We start from the raw sequence: 14,879 nt of genomic DNA on the forward strand, positions 1-14,879 counted from the left end.
GATGAAATTAATTAAATTATCCTTATTAGCAACAGGTTTACTAGTATCTCTTAATAGCTTTGCAAGCTATACATGGACTGCTGATTATAGTGCAAGTAATGGTGACTCAACTAAAAAAGTTACAGCCCCTAATGGGACTACAACATATTCTTATAGACAAGGTTTTGGTAAGCCTATTCTATTAAGTAAAACTAGAGGAGTTCTTAGTAATACAGCTGATTATGATGATGAGGGAAGATTACTTTCATTATCTCAAGGAGGTAAAACTAGAACTTACAATTATTCTGATTCTACTCACCTTGATTGGCTAATGTCTCAAGATGATCCAGAGCTAGGAACAACTAATTATACTTATTATCCAAATGGTTTGCGTAAGTCTGAGCAAATATCAGGAGGTAGTACAACTAACTATGAGTATGATGGTAATGGCAATATAACTAAAGTAAGCTATTCAGCAGCTGGAGGCATTTCACAAGTTCCAACTATTACTTATGACTATGATGCTAACAATAATGTAACATCAAAGACTATAAGTGCTACAAATCAAATAGCAAATACTTATGATGCTATGGATAGAGTACTATCATCTACATTGACATATAATGGCATCAATAATTCTATATCATATGCATATGATGATTACGGGCATATAAGTACTATTACTTACCCAGATGGGTTAGTAGTCAACTATAACCCAGATGGATTAGGCAGATCAAAAGCCATATCAACCTCAGCGGGTAATATTATTTCAAGTATTACATATAGTCCTGCTAATAATATTACAGGTTATTCTGGAAATAGTTACTCACTAGCAATTACATATGATTCTATGAATCGTATTAGTAGTATTAAATCAACAAGTGCTAGTAAATCATATACATATGATGGTGAGAATAATGTAACAGCAATAACAGACAATAATAGTTCAGCAAATTCTGCAAGTTTTGGCTATGATGCAAATAACAGATTAACTACAGCAAGTGGATATTGGGGACAAGCAAATTATTCTTATGATAATCTAAACAATATAACATCTCTGTCAGATTCTAAAACAACCAACTCATATACTTATGGTGGTAACAATCTTTTAAGCTCAGTTACCTCAACAGCAAATGGCTCAGAAAGTATAAGTTATGATGCTAATGGGAATATTATAAATGAAGGTGGCGATAGCTATACTTACGATTCTGCTAACCATCTAATTAGTTTTAAAAATGCAGATCATACTATCACTTTTGATTATGATCCAAATGGCAATGTAATATCAACTACTCAAGATAGTAATAAGCCTGTTATTACTCGTTATGATGAATCAGGAAAGTTAGTTTATAAACTAGATCCTAATAAAGCTTCTAATCAAGTAACCGATTATATATATCTAAATGGAAAGCTTGCTGTAGAAGCTACACATAATGATGGTGATTTAACGAATATAGCTTATCATTATATAACTACAAATGCTTTAGGCTCACCAATAGCGAGTACTTTAAATGGAGCTACAGAATATTCACAAGATTATAAGCCTTATGGTATTGAGCAAAATGATAAAGATAGTGATCATCTAGGCTTTACAGGTAAAGAAACTATCAAGGATATGGGTCTAGTAAATATGAATGCTAGGTACTATTCTCCTGGTATTGGTAGATTCATGGCTTATGATCCTGCAGAACCTACAGTTGATGATTTATCTAGTTTTAATAGATATTCATATGCTAATGATAATCCTCTTAGATATACAGACCCTACAGGACTATTTTCATTTAGTGATTTCTTCCATGGAGCAGGTAACTTTGCTTCAGGGATGATGAATGGTATGTCTGGAGGTTTTATAAATACTGGACATCAATCAGGATTTGCACATGATGCAGGTTGGGCATTTGGTACTGCATTAGGCTTTACATATGGAGCATCTGAGCTAAAAGCCGCTACTTATGCTACTGGTAAAGCAGGAGGTTTAATAGAATCAAGTACAACTGCTGCTGTTACAGAAAGAAATGTTGTTGGGCAGGCGAATGTGACTAAAGATTTAGTTAAGTACTACCCTGAAAATGATGGTTTTATAGGTGAAATTGTACATGAAACATTAAAACCAGGAACTTTGATTGATAGATTTGGTAGTAAAAATGGTAGATTTTTATCTCCTGCTAATACTCCAATGAAAATGAGAGCATTACCACCAGGAGCAAAAATAAATGAGTACCGAACTTATAGGGTTATAAAACCATTAAATGTCAAATCTGGAAGAATTGCTCCTGCTTTTAACCAACCAGGAATGGGTAAGCAATATGTTATTGATAGACCTGTAAAAGATATCATAGATAAATTCATAGAGGAGGTTTAGGGATATGACTAGAAAAGAACTTATTGATATTTTAGATAAACTTAGCATTGATAGAAACTTATATACTTTTGATACTAATCTGCCTGAAGATAAATATACTATGAACAAAGAGGGTTCTTTTTGGGTTGTTTATTATAGTGAAAGAGGAGTTATCTTTGATAAGAAATCTTTTGAATCAAACTTAGATGCCTCAAAGTATCTTATTAAAAAACTACTATAGAATTTGAAGTTATGAAGCCATTTTCTGTGTAATCTGGGAGAGTAGCTTCTGCACTTGGTCAACTTGGAGGGGAAATACAATTACATGCTCCAGTAAGATTAAAAACTTTGATATATAAACAAGTGATAAAAGAGTTGTGATGAAGATAGAGGGTTTAAATGACTGGAATTTAAAGGTAGAAGAAGTATCAATGAATGTATATCAAATTACGGCAGTTAACGAGAATGGTATAAAGATAGAAAAGATTGGGACTGATCCTAAAGAAATTATAGAAACTATAAAAAGAGAAATAATAAAATATGAAAAGTGATAGCCTTGTCTGAATCCAAAATAAATGATTCATATAATGTTTATAAAGTAACAAAACCAATAAATGTTAAATCAGGGAGAATTGCTCCTGCATTTGGACAACCGGGGCTTGGAACACAGCACTTTTTACCAAACTCTGTCAGAAATTTGGTCAAAGACAAGTATTTATCAGAGGTGTAAGTTATGAATGAAAATTTACAAAGCTTAGAAATGCTATTCGAGAATTATAATAATTTTATACAGATACTAGATAAGATACAAAAGGTGCCTGAATATTATAAAAAAGTAAATACTACACCTCAGTATGAAGGTGCATCACATATTGAAAAAAATAGAACGCGAGGATTCGATTATTACGAAACAGAGAGAGGGGAAATATATGTTCATAAAAAAAATTTAGATATGAATAATACTCTCTACTTACTTCTTAATGAAGTGACTCATTCTCTTGCTTCAAAATTTTCAGCCAAAAATCAAAAAGTAAATCCAAATCATGATTTCAGAAAAGTTATGTTTGAAAGACAAGAATATCTTATGGGATTGTTAAATAAAGACCGGGAACAGAGATTAAAAGAATACCATGACAATGTACTAAAGAAATACCTTTATGAGGATTAAGATTATGAAAACAAAAAACAACAAAAACCTTTTAAATAAATTGTTATGTGGAGACTATTCTTTAGCTAAAACATTTTGGCTGTCACAGTTAGCTATATTTTTGGTTGCTTTATTAACAGCTTATACTGCTTCTTTAATCATAAAAAGTCCTGGTGTTTGGAGTATATATTTATTTTTTCATTATATGATATTTATATGCTGTCATATTTTTATACTAATAGCGATATGGAATTCTTGTAAGAAGTATTCTGGATTTTTTCTTTGGAAATTATTATCTAGGTTTTATAGTATATTAGGGCTTATAGTTTTTACACTATTAATATTTTCTCTAGTTTTTGGGACTACAATCATAATTACAGATGTAAATAGTGACCGTGATCTAAAGAATCAATCTATTATATCAAAGCTTGATAATTATATTATCAACCAGAACATGCCCGAAGAAATAAGTAAAACATTAACTCTTGAGAAAATAATCAATGAAGATGATGTACAAACAATAATATATAAAAATATAGATCCATCTAAAGAATTAGATTTCAATAAAATAAAAACAGTATTTTGTAAAAAGAAACATAATAATCAAATTAAACAAATATTATTTAAGGTTCATAATCAAAACAATAAGGTAGTACAACAATATCAGCTCAATTATGATATGTGTTGATAAGTATTTATTTTATAACTAAAGAAAATATAAAGCTCGAAAACTATAATATAAACACCTGAATAAAGCAAGAATATATAAAAGATGCATTAAATGGTAGTTATAGACTTTATAACCGATCAGAAAAGGATATCCTAACAACAGAGGAATATGTTATAGAGAATAGATTGCAACCAGTAATGGTTTTATTGATAATGAAGAATGGATCGAAGTATTAAAGAACAGTCTTTTATATATGGATGTTATTAAATAAAAAGGATTGATTTTTATATGATGCAGGCTGGGAATTTGGTACCGCACTAGGTTTTACTTATTGATCTAAGGTTTTGGTTTGTATGATCTAAGTTTGACAGCTTTTCTTTTATTATGTTACACTATTTTTAGTTTTTGTATAAAACTCAAAAATTTAAAGAAGAGGTGCGTAATCTATAGAACCAATTTGAAAGTCATAACACTTAATGATAATTGGATTTCTAGAGATTATGCCGAAAGAGTTCAGATGTTGTGGTCTGTACTCTTGGGTTTAGCATTGAAAAGTGTTAGAACTGTCACACTAAAAGTAGGTGTGGAGAGCTTCTGGTCTTAGCATGTCTCGCAAAGTCTCAGTCTCTTTTTCTTTAAAGTTTAATAGGATTTGTATTTTTCAAATCTGTAGTGTGAACTGTTGAAAAGAAGGAAAATTAAATGTCGGAAAAACTTAAAAGAGGTTTACAAACTCGTCATATGTCAATGATAGCTCTTGGTGGCTGTATTGGTACTGGGCTGTTTGTAGCTTTAGGTGGAGCTATTGCTGATGCTGGGCCTGGAGGTACTGTTTTAGCATACGTAATCATAGCAATTATGGTATATTTCTTAATGGCAAGTCTTGGAGAAATGGCAGCACATAGTCCAGTTAGTGGGACATTTTGTGAATATGCAACCCGCTATGTAGATCCTGCTTTAGGATTTAGTACTGGTTGGAGCTATTGGTTTAATTGGGCTATTACTGTTGCTACAGAGGTAATAGCAGCAGCATTAATCATGCAATACTGGTTTCCTGGTAGTTCAATACTTTTATGGAGTGCTTTTTTCTTTGTGTTAGTATTTTGTCTAAATATTTTTTCAGTAAAAATATATGGCGAGGTGGAGTATTGGTTATCTTTCATAAAAGTATCTACAGTTATTATATTTATTATAGTGGGTGGTTTATCGATCTTCGGATTAGTTGGAAATCATGAAAGTGTAGGTTTTCAAAACTGGCATGTTGGAGATGCTCCTTTTCATAATGGCTGGTGGGGCTTTATATCTGTATTTTTGATTGCGGGATTCTCTTTTCAAGGAAGTGAGCTTATTGGTGTGACAGCAGGTGAGGCAAAAGATCCAAACACATCTATACCAAAGGCTATTAAGCAGACTTTTTGGAGATTATTTATTTTTTATATTTTGGCGGTAGTTATTATTAGTTTTTTAATTCCATATAACAACCCGTCTTTAATTAAAGCTAGTGCGACTGAAGATATATCAATTAGCCCATTTACTATAGTGTTTGAAAATGTTGGTTTAAGCTCAGCTGCTACTATTATGAATGTGATAATTTTAACAGCGATAATCTCCGCGTGTAACGCTAGTATGTATAGTGCGACAAGAGTCCTATGGCATTTAGGTAAAATTAGACATGCTCCAAAGGTTTTTGCCACTACTAATTCAAAGGGTACACCTATGATAGCGCTTTTAGCAACTTGTCTGATAGGTAGTTCATTCTTCTTTGTATCTTTCGTTGGAAGTGGGCAAATATTTACATGGCTAGTTAATATCTCAAGCCTTGCTGGATTTATTGCATGGTTTACAATAGCACTTAGTCATTATAGATTTAGAAGAGCATATGTTAAGCAAGGTAAAAACTTAAAGGATCTACCATTTGTAGCTAAGTTTTTCCCATGGGCTCCTATCATCGCTCTAATACTAGTTAGCCTAGTTATTGTTGGACAAGGTGTTAACATCTTAACAATGAGTGGCAGAAGTTGGTCAAGTGTTATAATTGAATTTTTGTCAACTTATATAGGTTTCTTTGCTTTTGTAATGTTATACTTTGTCTATAAGTTCGTTAAAAAAACTAAGCTAATAAAATTAGAGGACTGTGACTTAACACCAGAATCCTAATTTATATCGTTATGGATACATTTTTTATTCAAGGAAAAGCGGGGCTGCTTGAAGCAGTTCACGATCAAGTTAAAGATGATAACCGAGAGGTTGTAGCGGTTATTTGTCATCCACATCCATTGTATCAAGGTAGTATGCACAACAAAATTGTTACTACTCTTTCACGAGCAATGAAAACTTTTGGGATATCATCTTATAGATTTAATTACCGAGGGGTTGGCGATAGTCAAGGTGAGTATGGTGAAGGTGCTGGTGAACTTGAGGATTTGTTATCAGTCTGTGATTGGATTAAACAAAATACATCTTTTAAAAGGATAGTTCTATGTGGTTTCTCATTTGGAGGAGCTATAGCATATAAAGGATTAACTAAGCTGGACAATGTCATAACTTTAATAACCATAGCTCCTGCAGTAGATAGATTTGATTTAACAGGGTTTTCTGAGCCTGAAAATATTCCATGGCTTGTTGTACAAGGAATCGATGACGATACAGTAAACCCTAATTCAGTTTTCGATTTTACTTTGAAAACAGTCAGGTCAGATTTGACATTGGTAAAGATGGATCAAGTAGGCCATTTTTTTCATGGAAAACTAATAGAGTTAAAAACTGTGATAGAGAATTTTGTAGCACCAATAACTAATAAACTTTAAAATAAAAAGGATCAAGCGAAATGAATAGAAAAGTAGCACTTGAAGCAGTCAGAGTAACAGAGTTAGCGGCATTAGCATCTTGGAGTCAGATGGGTAGAGGTGATAAGATCGCAGCTGATCAGGCAGCAGTGGATGCAATGAGAAAAGCGTTCAATGAAGTTGAAGTTAACGGGACCGTTGTAATTGGTGAGGGCGAGCTTGATGAAGCTCCTATGCTTTATATTGGAGAAAAAGTTGGTGCTGGTGGATGTGAGGTTGATATTGCTTTAGATCCATTAGAAGGCACTACAATTACTTCAAAAGGTGGCCCAAATGCTCTTACAGTTTTAGCAATGGCAGATAAAGGTGGTTTTTTAAACGCGCCTGATGTGTATATGCAAAAGATTGCAGTCGGTGGTATTACTGCGCCTAAAGGTATTGTTGATCTAGATGATTCTGTAACAGAAAATTTAAAGAGAATTGCTGAGTATAAGGGTGTTCATGTATCTGCATTGGTAGTTTGTACTATGGATAGGCCTCGTCATGCACATATTATCAAAGAAGCACGAGAGTGTGGTGCTAGAGTTATATTAATAGATGATGGTGATGTTTCAGCAGTGATTGCAACAGCTACAGAAAACTCTGGTATAGATGTTTATATAGGTACTGGCGGAGCTCCTGAGGGTGTATTAGCAGCGGCAGCACTTAAATGTTTAGGCGGTCAAATGCAAGCTAGATTAGAATTTCATAATGATGAAGAAGTTCAAAGAGCTCATCGCTTAGGTGTTACAGACCTTGATAAAAAGTATGATATTGATGAGCTAGCATCAGGAGATATAGTATTTGCTGCAACAGGTGTGACAGATGGAAATATGCTTCAAGGTGTTAAAAGAATTAATAGTACTCGTAGAGGCTCTTATGCAGTAACTCATAGTGTAGTTATGAGATCTACAACTAAGACAGTTCGTCACATTACAGCGGAGCACAGCTTTGATTTTAAAGATGGCGTAGAAAGTTTTATGTCTTAAGTTTTCTTGAAAAATAAATAATTAAACTCTATCATACTTCTTAAATATAGTTTTTGAATTCACATTTTAAATGAAGAAAATTTTATTCTCATTCATATTGCTGTTATTTTCAGTTAGTCTTTTTGCAAATGATTTTATTGATAGTTAGCTATATATAGGAGTATGGTTGGATTAGCTCAGAAAGAAGCTTTTGAGAGTCCTGATAAAGATCAAGTATATTTCTTTCAGTTTAAATGGGGTATGTGCATTGAATCTTTAGGCTTTACTGATCCTAAATATCTTGTAGGAGTTGATCCTAAACAGATTCTTAAAAACACGATAGGTTTTTTATCTACAAAGTCTAATTTGATGAAAACTAGTTGTGTAGGTGATGGCTATGAGAATATGCCAATACCTAAGAAAATATAATTTACCTATGGCAATTATATTTCCAATGCCAAGGCTCATAAATCATGCCAAAAGGATTATCTCTGGGATAGCTCATATAGAATCCGAATAACTCTGCATTTTCGTTTAGCCATTTGAAAGCATGAGTAAGTTCAAAATCTTCGGTGACTAAACCATCTTCTTCAGGCGTAGTGAAATCTATCGCTAGTCCTGTATGATGTTCACTATAGCCAGGTAAAGCTACTTTTTTAACTACTTGCTGGAGAGTTTTTCCTGTATCTAAATGGCGCTAAATTAGATTTTCTTGATATTTATATGATCTAAATATCGATAACACCTCTAAAATAATATTATCTTTTGCAGCCATTTTAATCATATTTTTTAAGGGGATATAAGCAGATTTATGTATAAACTGATCTCTATGTAGTACATCTTGGCCCCAAAAAATAAGGTCTTCTTTTATGACCTCTTCAAATTTGGGTCTTTGAAATATTGTCTTGTCAAGTTTTGTTGTTTCAATTAAATTTTTCATCTGGATAATATATCCGAAAACATGCTGGTTTATTATTAAAGTTTAACAAATTAACTTTAAAAACTATCTCTCAGATGTTAAATTGAAGCAATCACTTTTTTAACTAAAACATGACAAATGAGCGAAAACAATATCCTTTGGACTACGTTTATACTATATATAGCTATTATTTTTGCTATAGGAATATATTCATATTTTCAGACAAAAAAAGTTTCTGACTACATGTTAGGAGGACGTTCTTTAAGTGCTCCTATAGCCGCTCTTGGAGCTGGAGCATCTGATATGGGGTCTTGGTTGTTGCTAGCTCTTCCAGGAGCGTTTATGGTTTCTGGGTTTAATCAAATATGGTTACCTCTTGGTTTAACTATAGGAGCTTTTATAAACTGGGGTGTTATTGCTAAAAGACTACGTGTATATACAGAAATCGCGAAAGACTCTATTACAATACCGGCATATTTTGAGAATAGATTTCATGATAATACTGGTGTTATTAGGTCTTTAACAGCAATAGTCTTAGTTATATTCTTTACAATTTATGTTAGTGCAGGTCTTGTATCTGGTGGTGTGTTATTTAGTTCAATGTTTGGTATTTCTTATCATACAGCATTAATCTTTTCAGCATCTGTGATATTTATTTATACCTGTGTCGGTGGTTTTTTAGCAATTTCTTGGATTGATTTTTTCCAAGGTAGTCTAATGCTTCTAGCTTTGTTAATAGTACCAACGGTTGTGTATTGTGATTTTGGTAATGCTGATGTTGTTGGGGCTTTGTCAAATATTGATATTAAAGGTTTTTATGATGTAACATCTGGTGTGCCTTTAATTACAATAGTTTCACTTTTGGCATGGGGTTTAGGTTATTTTGGTCAACCACATATAATTGTTAGATTTATGGCAATCAAAGATCCTAATAAAACTCCAAAAGCTATGTGGATTTGTATGATATGGATGATATTAGCGTTAATTGGTGCCGCATGTGTTGGGATCTTAGGGGCTGCTTATTACCGCGATGGTATAACAAACCCTGAAGCAATATTTTTGAAGCTATCTGCAGTGTTTTTTAATCCTTGGATTGAGGGAATACTATTGGCAGCTGTACTTTCGGCAGTTATGAGTACAACCTCAGCACAACTTCTTTCTTTAGCAAGTGCTTTTTCAGTAGATGTATATGCAAAATTTATTAGAAAACATGCTTCTCATAGGGAGCAGTTGAATGTTAGTCGCCTAATAGTTTTATTAGTTACTATTGTTGCTATCTATATTTCTTTTGATCCAGATACAACTATTTTGAGCTTAGTAGGGTATGCATGGGCAGGTTTAGGAAGTTCTTTTGGCGCTGTTGTAATATTTTCACTATTCTGGTCAAGGATGAATAAGGCCGGAGCTATAGCTGGCATTTTAATTGGTTCAATAGTTGTTCTCGTTTGGCCATTGTTCGCTCATTTTGGTGGTTGGTTTAAGGTTTATGCTATGGTACCAGGCTTTACCTTGAGTAGTATATGTATAGTTATATTTAGTTTACTAACTTCAAAACCTGAAGAATCGGTACAAAGAGAATTTGATAAGTATAAGCAAGCATTATAAAGTTGTGGTTGTCTGTGATTTGCTTTTCAAGTAAAATATTCATCATTTATTTCCTTATTTTCCTATGAAAAAGATATTTTCGCTTTTTTTAGGCGTTCTGTTTTTGTATGGTCTTTCATTTTTGGATGAGTGTTTTGCAACAGTTATATTATTATTAACACTGTTTTTTTTTATTGTATATTTGTTTCTCACATCTAAGAAAAAACCTCTTGGAAGTATTAGTGCAATATATGTGATATTAAGTTTTGCTTTTGTTGCTTGTGTCGCACAGGTGTTTTTAGCAGTTGATTATGCTATTCACCCTTTTGGGTCACTATTGATTTTATCAATTCTTTTGCCAACTTTTTTCCTATTGGGATATAGGATTATTCTAAGTATTCATTGTTTTTTTGATAGTTTATTTTTTTCTAAAAAAAATGAAGAAGACACTGATTATGAAAATGATCTAGGATGCTCTATAGTAATTGCTACCCGTAATGAACCTTTTGATGTTTGTAAATTAACTTTTGATTCAGCATATGCATTAGATTATCCAGTAGAAAAAAAAGAAATAGTTATAGTTGATAATAGTGACCTAGAATACAAAGATTTTAGAAAGTGGCAAGAATATGTTACTAAACATAATATGTTAGATGGTATAAGCTGTAAATTTATTCATAGAACTGGAACAGAAGGGTTTAAACCTCGTAATCTTGATATTGCGATGGATAATGTGAATTTTGATTATGTGTTATTTTTAGATGCAGATTCAACACTACCTAAAAATGCTTTAAAAGTTGGGCTGCCAGAGTTTAAAAAAGATTCTAAGCTTGGGTTTGTAAGCTTTCTAATTGAGAGTACAAATTATAATACAAATTTGGTGACAAAAGTTGCTAGTATTTTTCAGAATACAATTCGCTATTTTAATGAATTTGTTGGTAAGCAAGGTTATTGCAACTATCAAGGTCATAATGGAATTTGGAGTAAAAAAGCACTTAACGCAACTTCTAAATGGGAGGAGTATCATAAATCACAGGTAATGGTAACAGAAGATATTGCAGCAGGTTTTAGATGCTATGAAGCAGGATTTACAAGTAAACCAATTTTTCTTAAAACTGGTGAATGGGTTCCTACATCACTGAAAGAATTTGAAAAAATGTGGTTAAGATGGTCTTTTGGAGGCATGCAGGTTATGCACAAGTATCTCTCAAATATAATTTCATCGTCAAATCTATATTTTCGTGTAAAACTTGATATGCTGTATTTGCTTTTTAAGGTTGTAGCTTCAGGTTTTCCTATATTTGCATTGCTTCTTGTACTTTTCCCAAAAAATAATGTCGGATTTGTTAGTGTTGTTAATGTGACTCTTATACCGTTATTTATTTTAAGTTTTTGGTATTACATATATGGAGATATTAAAGGCAGTTTTTTGAGTAAAATTTCTCAGATTTATATAGCAATGTTTATGCTTTCCTCATATGTATTTTGGTGTGGCATAAAAGCAGAAATAAATTATTATTTAAATAAGCCTCAAGGTTGGAAACCTACAAGTAAAGTTTTTGATGAGTTTGAAGGTTGGGTTAAAGTTATTTTTGATAATATTGGTAAATTGAGCTTTTCCATACTTGGACTTGGTATTGCAGTCTATTCAATATGTAATCTTTATACACAAGCGGATTTTCATATGTATTTATTATGTATGTTACCGAGCATATTACTTTTTTTAAATACGATTTTGTGTATAGTTATACTAGGACGAGCAAGGTAGTAATAAATCAATAAGTTAATGATTGAATACGATAATATATTTTATTTGCTAATAGCATTTGGTTTTGTGTTGCTAAATGCTTTTTTTGTAATGGCTGAGTTTTCTTTGGTTAAACTTAGAAATTCGCAAGCAAAAGTTTTACGTGAGAAAAAAGGACTGCAAGGAAAAATACTCTATAGAGTCCATAGTAAGCTAGATATTTACCTTTCTGCTTGCCAGTTAGGGATTACATTAGCGTCACTGGGCCTTGGGTGGGTTGGTGAGCCTGCATTTTCTGAATTGTTAGAGCCAGTTTTTATATCAATGGATATTACATCTGTTAAAATCTCCAAATTTATAGCCTTTGCAATAGGGTTTGCGATTATATCCTTTCTGCATATTGTGATTGGTGAGCTGATGCCAAAATCAATGGCAATAAGACAAACAGAAAGATTATCTTTATTGACTTGTATTCCTTTGTATATTTTTTATTGGGTAATGTTTCCATTTATTTGGATTCTAAACGCAACTGCAAGTTTACTTCTGAGAGTTTTTAGATTGGACACTGTGGCTGATGCTGAGTATGGTTATACAGCAGAAGAAGTTAAATTTATCCTTAAAAGTAGCCACCTTAAAAAACCTTTAACAGAAGAGCATCGTGATATTTTATTACGGATAGTTGAATTCTCAGGGTTACAGGCTATTGATGCTATGCGACCAATAAAAGAGATGGTAATGATCGATTATGATTTATCAAGTAAAGAAAAGTTAGAAGTAGTTAAAAAAAATCTCTACACTAGATATCCTGTTTACAAAACAAATAAGAAAAATATAGTAGGAGTCATCCATACAAAGGATATTTTATGTGCTCTTGATGATGATTCTAAAAATGAGGAGTTGAGACCAATCTTAAAAGTCTCACATCATGATCAATTGATAGATGTTTTAAGAAAATTCCAGCAAGGTAAGCCACATTTTGCTTTAGTTTATAAGCACAATAAACTTTTTGGATTTATCACATTGGATAATCTTTTGACGATCTTGATTGGTAGAATGTCTGATGAGTTTCATTTAGTAAAAGAGCCGTGGGTAACTTTGGAAGTTAATAGATTCTTGATAAAAGCAGATGCTCCTGTGTATGCTATAGAGAGGTTATCAGGTGTTGATTTGTCAGAGTATCCTGCAGATACAGTTTCAGATCTATTAAAAAGAGTATTTAAAGAACCTGTATCTGAGCATAGTGTATGGGAACAGTCTACTTTTAAAGTAGAGCCATATAGGTTTGAAAAAGGTGAGCTTAAAGAGGTCGTCTTGGAGTTATATGGAGAAGATAAGCATTAAAAAAACTTGCTAAAAAGTGATTTAGAGAAGCCTATGTGTTAAGATGTTCCAAAACATTAGTTTAGAAAATATTAAAATAGTGAACATTAAGAGAAGGTTTCTACGTAAGCAAAAAGGCTTATCTTTGATTGAGAGTGTTATCTCATCAGGGTTGGTGTTGTTTATGTTGTCATCATCTTTTTTAGTTATAAATTCTACTATTAAAACATCTGTAAACACTGAAAAAAAAACATTGTTGGCAGAACAATTAGATAAAAAAATAGATTATTATATCTTAACAGGTAGGTTCAGTACGTCTTCAGTTGATAATAATACCTTCACTCAGACAAAGTCGTCAAACTCTAAATTAGCAAAATTTATTGGTAAAAATAATGACTTTGGTATCACAGTGTCAAAAGAAGTAATAAAATATGGTAAATCTGCGTAAAAGATTCGATAAAGGTGTTACTCTAGTTGAACTTTTAGTAGCTATAACTATATCTGCCATAGTAATAGTTATGGCAATAAATATCTATATATCAACAAAAAAGATCTATCAAAAGACCAAGTCTAAAACTGAATTGGATGTTAAAGAATTAACTACAAAAAAAATACTATATGATGCTGTAATTGATGCGGGATTTTCTTGTAAGTATGGTGCTAAGAATCAAGTTTATACTAATAAAACAGGAGAAAACCCTCTTAATTTTAATTTTATGTATGACAGCTCGCCAGTCAGAGTTGGCAAAATTTCAGATATAGCTCCTTTTTTAACAGACTCTTTAGGATTTGAAACAAAAGGCTCTGTATATCAGGTAAATACTGATTATATAATGGTTAAAAATGAGGATGTTTTTACAGAACTAAGTTCTAGACCTATTAATCTAAGTTTGTATTTGGATTCAGTAGATCAACTTGATAAGGGAGACTATCTTGCGCTTTGTAATAATGATGATGTTAATATTGTAAAAATTGATAGTGTTAGTGATAGAAAGGTTGAGCTAAATATTGCACCTTCTAGTGAATATCATAAAAATGATTATGCAGGAAAATATAGTATTCAAATTTTTTATATTGCAGCTAATCAAAGTAAAGAGAATCCTGAAAATGTTAACTATTCATTATTTATGTATACAAAAAGTGGTTCACATAAGGGAGTAACGTATCCTGTCATAGATGGGGTTTCTGATTTGAAAATTAGTTATTCTATTTTAAATAGAAAAAATCTATCGTGGCGTGATATAACTAGAAATACTGATTTAGATGATATAGAAGCAAAAGCTATAAAAGTATCATTTAAGTTGAAAGGTAAGCTGTTCGAAAAAGTAATTTTGCTGTAGGGAAAAGGTTTGAGAAGTTTAATAAGAGCAAAAGGATCA

At 32.2% G+C, this 14,879-nt stretch carries 16 protein-coding genes, 1 pseudogene and 1 riboswitch; of the genes and pseudogenes, 15 read left to right on the top strand and 2 right to left on the bottom strand.

The features are described from left to right. Position 1 precedes the first annotated feature (1 nt). From QI37_RS07735 to QI37_RS07775, 10 genes are all read left to right on the top strand, one after another. Positions 2-2,341, top strand: coding sequence for a glycohydrolase toxin TNT-related protein (locus tag QI37_RS07735; protein ID WP_040010182.1), 2,340 nt, complete (start codon positions 2-4; stop codon positions 2,339-2,341). A gap of 4 nt (positions 2,342-2,345) precedes the next feature. Then, the gene (locus tag QI37_RS07740) at positions 2,346-2,561 is read left to right on the top strand and encodes a hypothetical protein (protein WP_040010184.1); all 216 of its coding nucleotides are present in this window, start codon (positions 2,346-2,348) and stop codon (positions 2,559-2,561) included. Positions 2,562-2,700: 139 nt separating this feature from the next. Continuing rightward, a complete protein-coding gene (locus QI37_RS10270) occupies positions 2,701-2,871 on the top strand; it encodes a hypothetical protein (protein WP_158409071.1) in 171 nt (56 codons plus the stop codon). Positions 2,872-2,876: 5 nt separating this feature from the next. After that, positions 2,877-3,050 carry a TNT domain-containing protein gene (locus tag QI37_RS07745; protein ID WP_158409072.1) on the top strand — a complete coding sequence of 58 codons (174 nt, stop codon included), beginning with the start codon at positions 2,877-2,879 and terminating at the stop codon, positions 3,048-3,050. Between the two features lie 3 nt (positions 3,051-3,053). Next, positions 3,054-3,488: an Imm63 family immunity protein gene (locus QI37_RS07750; protein ID WP_040010190.1), complete on the top strand. Its 435-nt coding sequence runs from the start codon at positions 3,054-3,056 to the stop codon at positions 3,486-3,488. A 4-nt stretch (positions 3,489-3,492) separates the two neighbouring features. Continuing rightward, positions 3,493-4,155, top strand: a complete 663-nt coding sequence (locus tag QI37_RS07755) for a hypothetical protein (RefSeq protein WP_144242725.1) — start codon at positions 3,493-3,495, stop codon at positions 4,153-4,155. 404 nt (positions 4,156-4,559) lie between these two features. Further along, a riboswitch (Lysine riboswitch) is annotated at positions 4,560-4,739 on the top strand. Between the two features lie 100 nt (positions 4,740-4,839). Further along, positions 4,840-6,294, top strand: a complete 1,455-nt coding sequence (locus tag QI37_RS07760; RefSeq protein ID WP_040010192.1) for an amino acid permease — start codon at positions 4,840-4,842, stop codon at positions 6,292-6,294. Positions 6,295-6,305: 11 nt separating this feature from the next. Further along, positions 6,306-6,944: an alpha/beta hydrolase gene (locus tag QI37_RS07765; RefSeq protein WP_040010194.1), complete on the top strand. Its 639-nt coding sequence runs from the start codon at positions 6,306-6,308 to the stop codon at positions 6,942-6,944. A 20-nt stretch (positions 6,945-6,964) separates the two neighbouring features. Next, on the top strand, positions 6,965-7,951 hold the full coding sequence (gene glpX, locus QI37_RS07770) for a class II fructose-bisphosphatase (protein WP_040010196.1): 987 nt from the start codon (positions 6,965-6,967) through the stop codon (positions 7,949-7,951). A gap of 162 nt (positions 7,952-8,113) precedes the next feature. Continuing rightward, positions 8,114-8,359 carry a hypothetical protein gene (locus QI37_RS07775; protein WP_040010197.1) on the top strand — a complete coding sequence of 82 codons (246 nt, stop codon included), beginning with the start codon at positions 8,114-8,116 and terminating at the stop codon, positions 8,357-8,359. Between the two features lies 1 nt (position 8,360). Here the strand turns inward: QI37_RS07775 and QI37_RS10465 are convergent. Both QI37_RS10465 and QI37_RS10470 read right to left on the bottom strand, forming a co-directional pair. Then, a pseudogene (locus tag QI37_RS10465) lies at positions 8,361-8,552 on the bottom strand (D-alanyl-D-alanine carboxypeptidase family protein); the annotation flags it as partial. A 75-nt stretch (positions 8,553-8,627) separates the two neighbouring features. Further along, entirely contained in the window at positions 8,628-8,870 is a 243-nt protein-coding gene (locus QI37_RS10470; protein ID WP_040010198.1) for a M15 family metallopeptidase domain-containing protein, read from the bottom strand. Positions 8,871-8,987: 117 nt separating this feature from the next. Between QI37_RS10470 and putP the strand changes: the two genes are divergently transcribed. The 5 genes from putP to QI37_RS07805 all read left to right on the top strand — a co-directional run bounded on the left by putP (position 8,988) and on the right by QI37_RS07805 (position 14,840). Then, positions 8,988-10,454: a sodium/proline symporter PutP gene (putP, locus tag QI37_RS07785; protein WP_040010200.1), complete on the top strand. Its 1,467-nt coding sequence runs from the start codon at positions 8,988-8,990 to the stop codon at positions 10,452-10,454. Between the two features lie 64 nt (positions 10,455-10,518). Then, positions 10,519-12,201 (top strand): glycosyltransferase family 2 protein, encoded by a 1,683-nt coding sequence (locus tag QI37_RS07790; protein ID WP_040010202.1) that lies wholly within the window; start codon positions 10,519-10,521, stop codon positions 12,199-12,201. Positions 12,202-12,219: 18 nt separating this feature from the next. Beyond that, positions 12,220-13,521, top strand: a complete 1,302-nt coding sequence (locus QI37_RS07795; RefSeq protein WP_040010203.1) for a hemolysin family protein — start codon at positions 12,220-12,222, stop codon at positions 13,519-13,521. Positions 13,522-13,606: 85 nt separating this feature from the next. Further along, entirely contained in the window at positions 13,607-13,948 is a 342-nt protein-coding gene (locus tag QI37_RS07800; RefSeq protein ID WP_040010759.1) for a hypothetical protein, read from the top strand. Beyond that, positions 13,932-14,840, top strand: a complete 909-nt coding sequence (locus tag QI37_RS07805) for a PilW family protein (RefSeq protein WP_040010204.1) — start codon at positions 13,932-13,934, stop codon at positions 14,838-14,840. The genes QI37_RS07800 and QI37_RS07805 overlap by 17 nt, the downstream gene beginning before the upstream one ends. Positions 14,841-14,879: the final 39 nt, after the last annotated feature.

Origin of the sequence: Candidatus Francisella endociliophora, assembly GCF_000764555.1 — a bacterium.
Lineage (GTDB): Bacteria > Pseudomonadota > Gammaproteobacteria > Francisellales > Francisellaceae > Francisella > Francisella endociliophora.

Bases quoted from the DNA above. Each gene is read 5' to 3' on its own strand.
- QI37_RS07735 (WP_040010182.1), top strand. From the start codon at position 2: ATGAAATTAATTAAATTATCCTTATTAGCAACAGGTTTACTAGTATCT.
- QI37_RS07740 (WP_040010184.1), top strand. From the start codon at position 2,346: ATGACTAGAAAAGAACTTATTGATATTTTAGATAAACTTAGCATTGAT.
- QI37_RS10270 (WP_158409071.1), top strand. From the start codon at position 2,701: ATGAAGATAGAGGGTTTAAATGACTGGAATTTAAAGGTAGAAGAAGTA.
- QI37_RS07750 (WP_040010190.1), top strand. From the start codon at position 3,054: ATGAATGAAAATTTACAAAGCTTAGAAATGCTATTCGAGAATTATAAT.
- QI37_RS07755 (WP_144242725.1), top strand. From the start codon at position 3,493: ATGAAAACAAAAAACAACAAAAACCTTTTAAATAAATTGTTATGTGGA.
- QI37_RS07760 (WP_040010192.1), top strand. From the start codon at position 4,840: ATGTCGGAAAAACTTAAAAGAGGTTTACAAACTCGTCATATGTCAATG.
- QI37_RS07765 (WP_040010194.1), top strand. From the start codon at position 6,306: ATGGATACATTTTTTATTCAAGGAAAAGCGGGGCTGCTTGAAGCAGTT.
- glpX (WP_040010196.1), top strand. From the start codon at position 6,965: ATGAATAGAAAAGTAGCACTTGAAGCAGTCAGAGTAACAGAGTTAGCG.
- QI37_RS07775 (WP_040010197.1), top strand. From the start codon at position 8,114: ATGGTTGGATTAGCTCAGAAAGAAGCTTTTGAGAGTCCTGATAAAGAT.
- QI37_RS10470 (WP_040010198.1), bottom strand. From the start codon at position 8,870: ATGAAAAATTTAATTGAAACAACAAAACTTGACAAGACAATATTTCAA.
- putP (WP_040010200.1), top strand. From the start codon at position 8,988: ATGAGCGAAAACAATATCCTTTGGACTACGTTTATACTATATATAGCT.
- QI37_RS07790 (WP_040010202.1), top strand. From the start codon at position 10,519: ATGAAAAAGATATTTTCGCTTTTTTTAGGCGTTCTGTTTTTGTATGGT.
- QI37_RS07795 (WP_040010203.1), top strand. From the start codon at position 12,220: ATGATTGAATACGATAATATATTTTATTTGCTAATAGCATTTGGTTTT.
- QI37_RS07805 (WP_040010204.1), top strand. From the start codon at position 13,932: ATGGTAAATCTGCGTAAAAGATTCGATAAAGGTGTTACTCTAGTTGAA.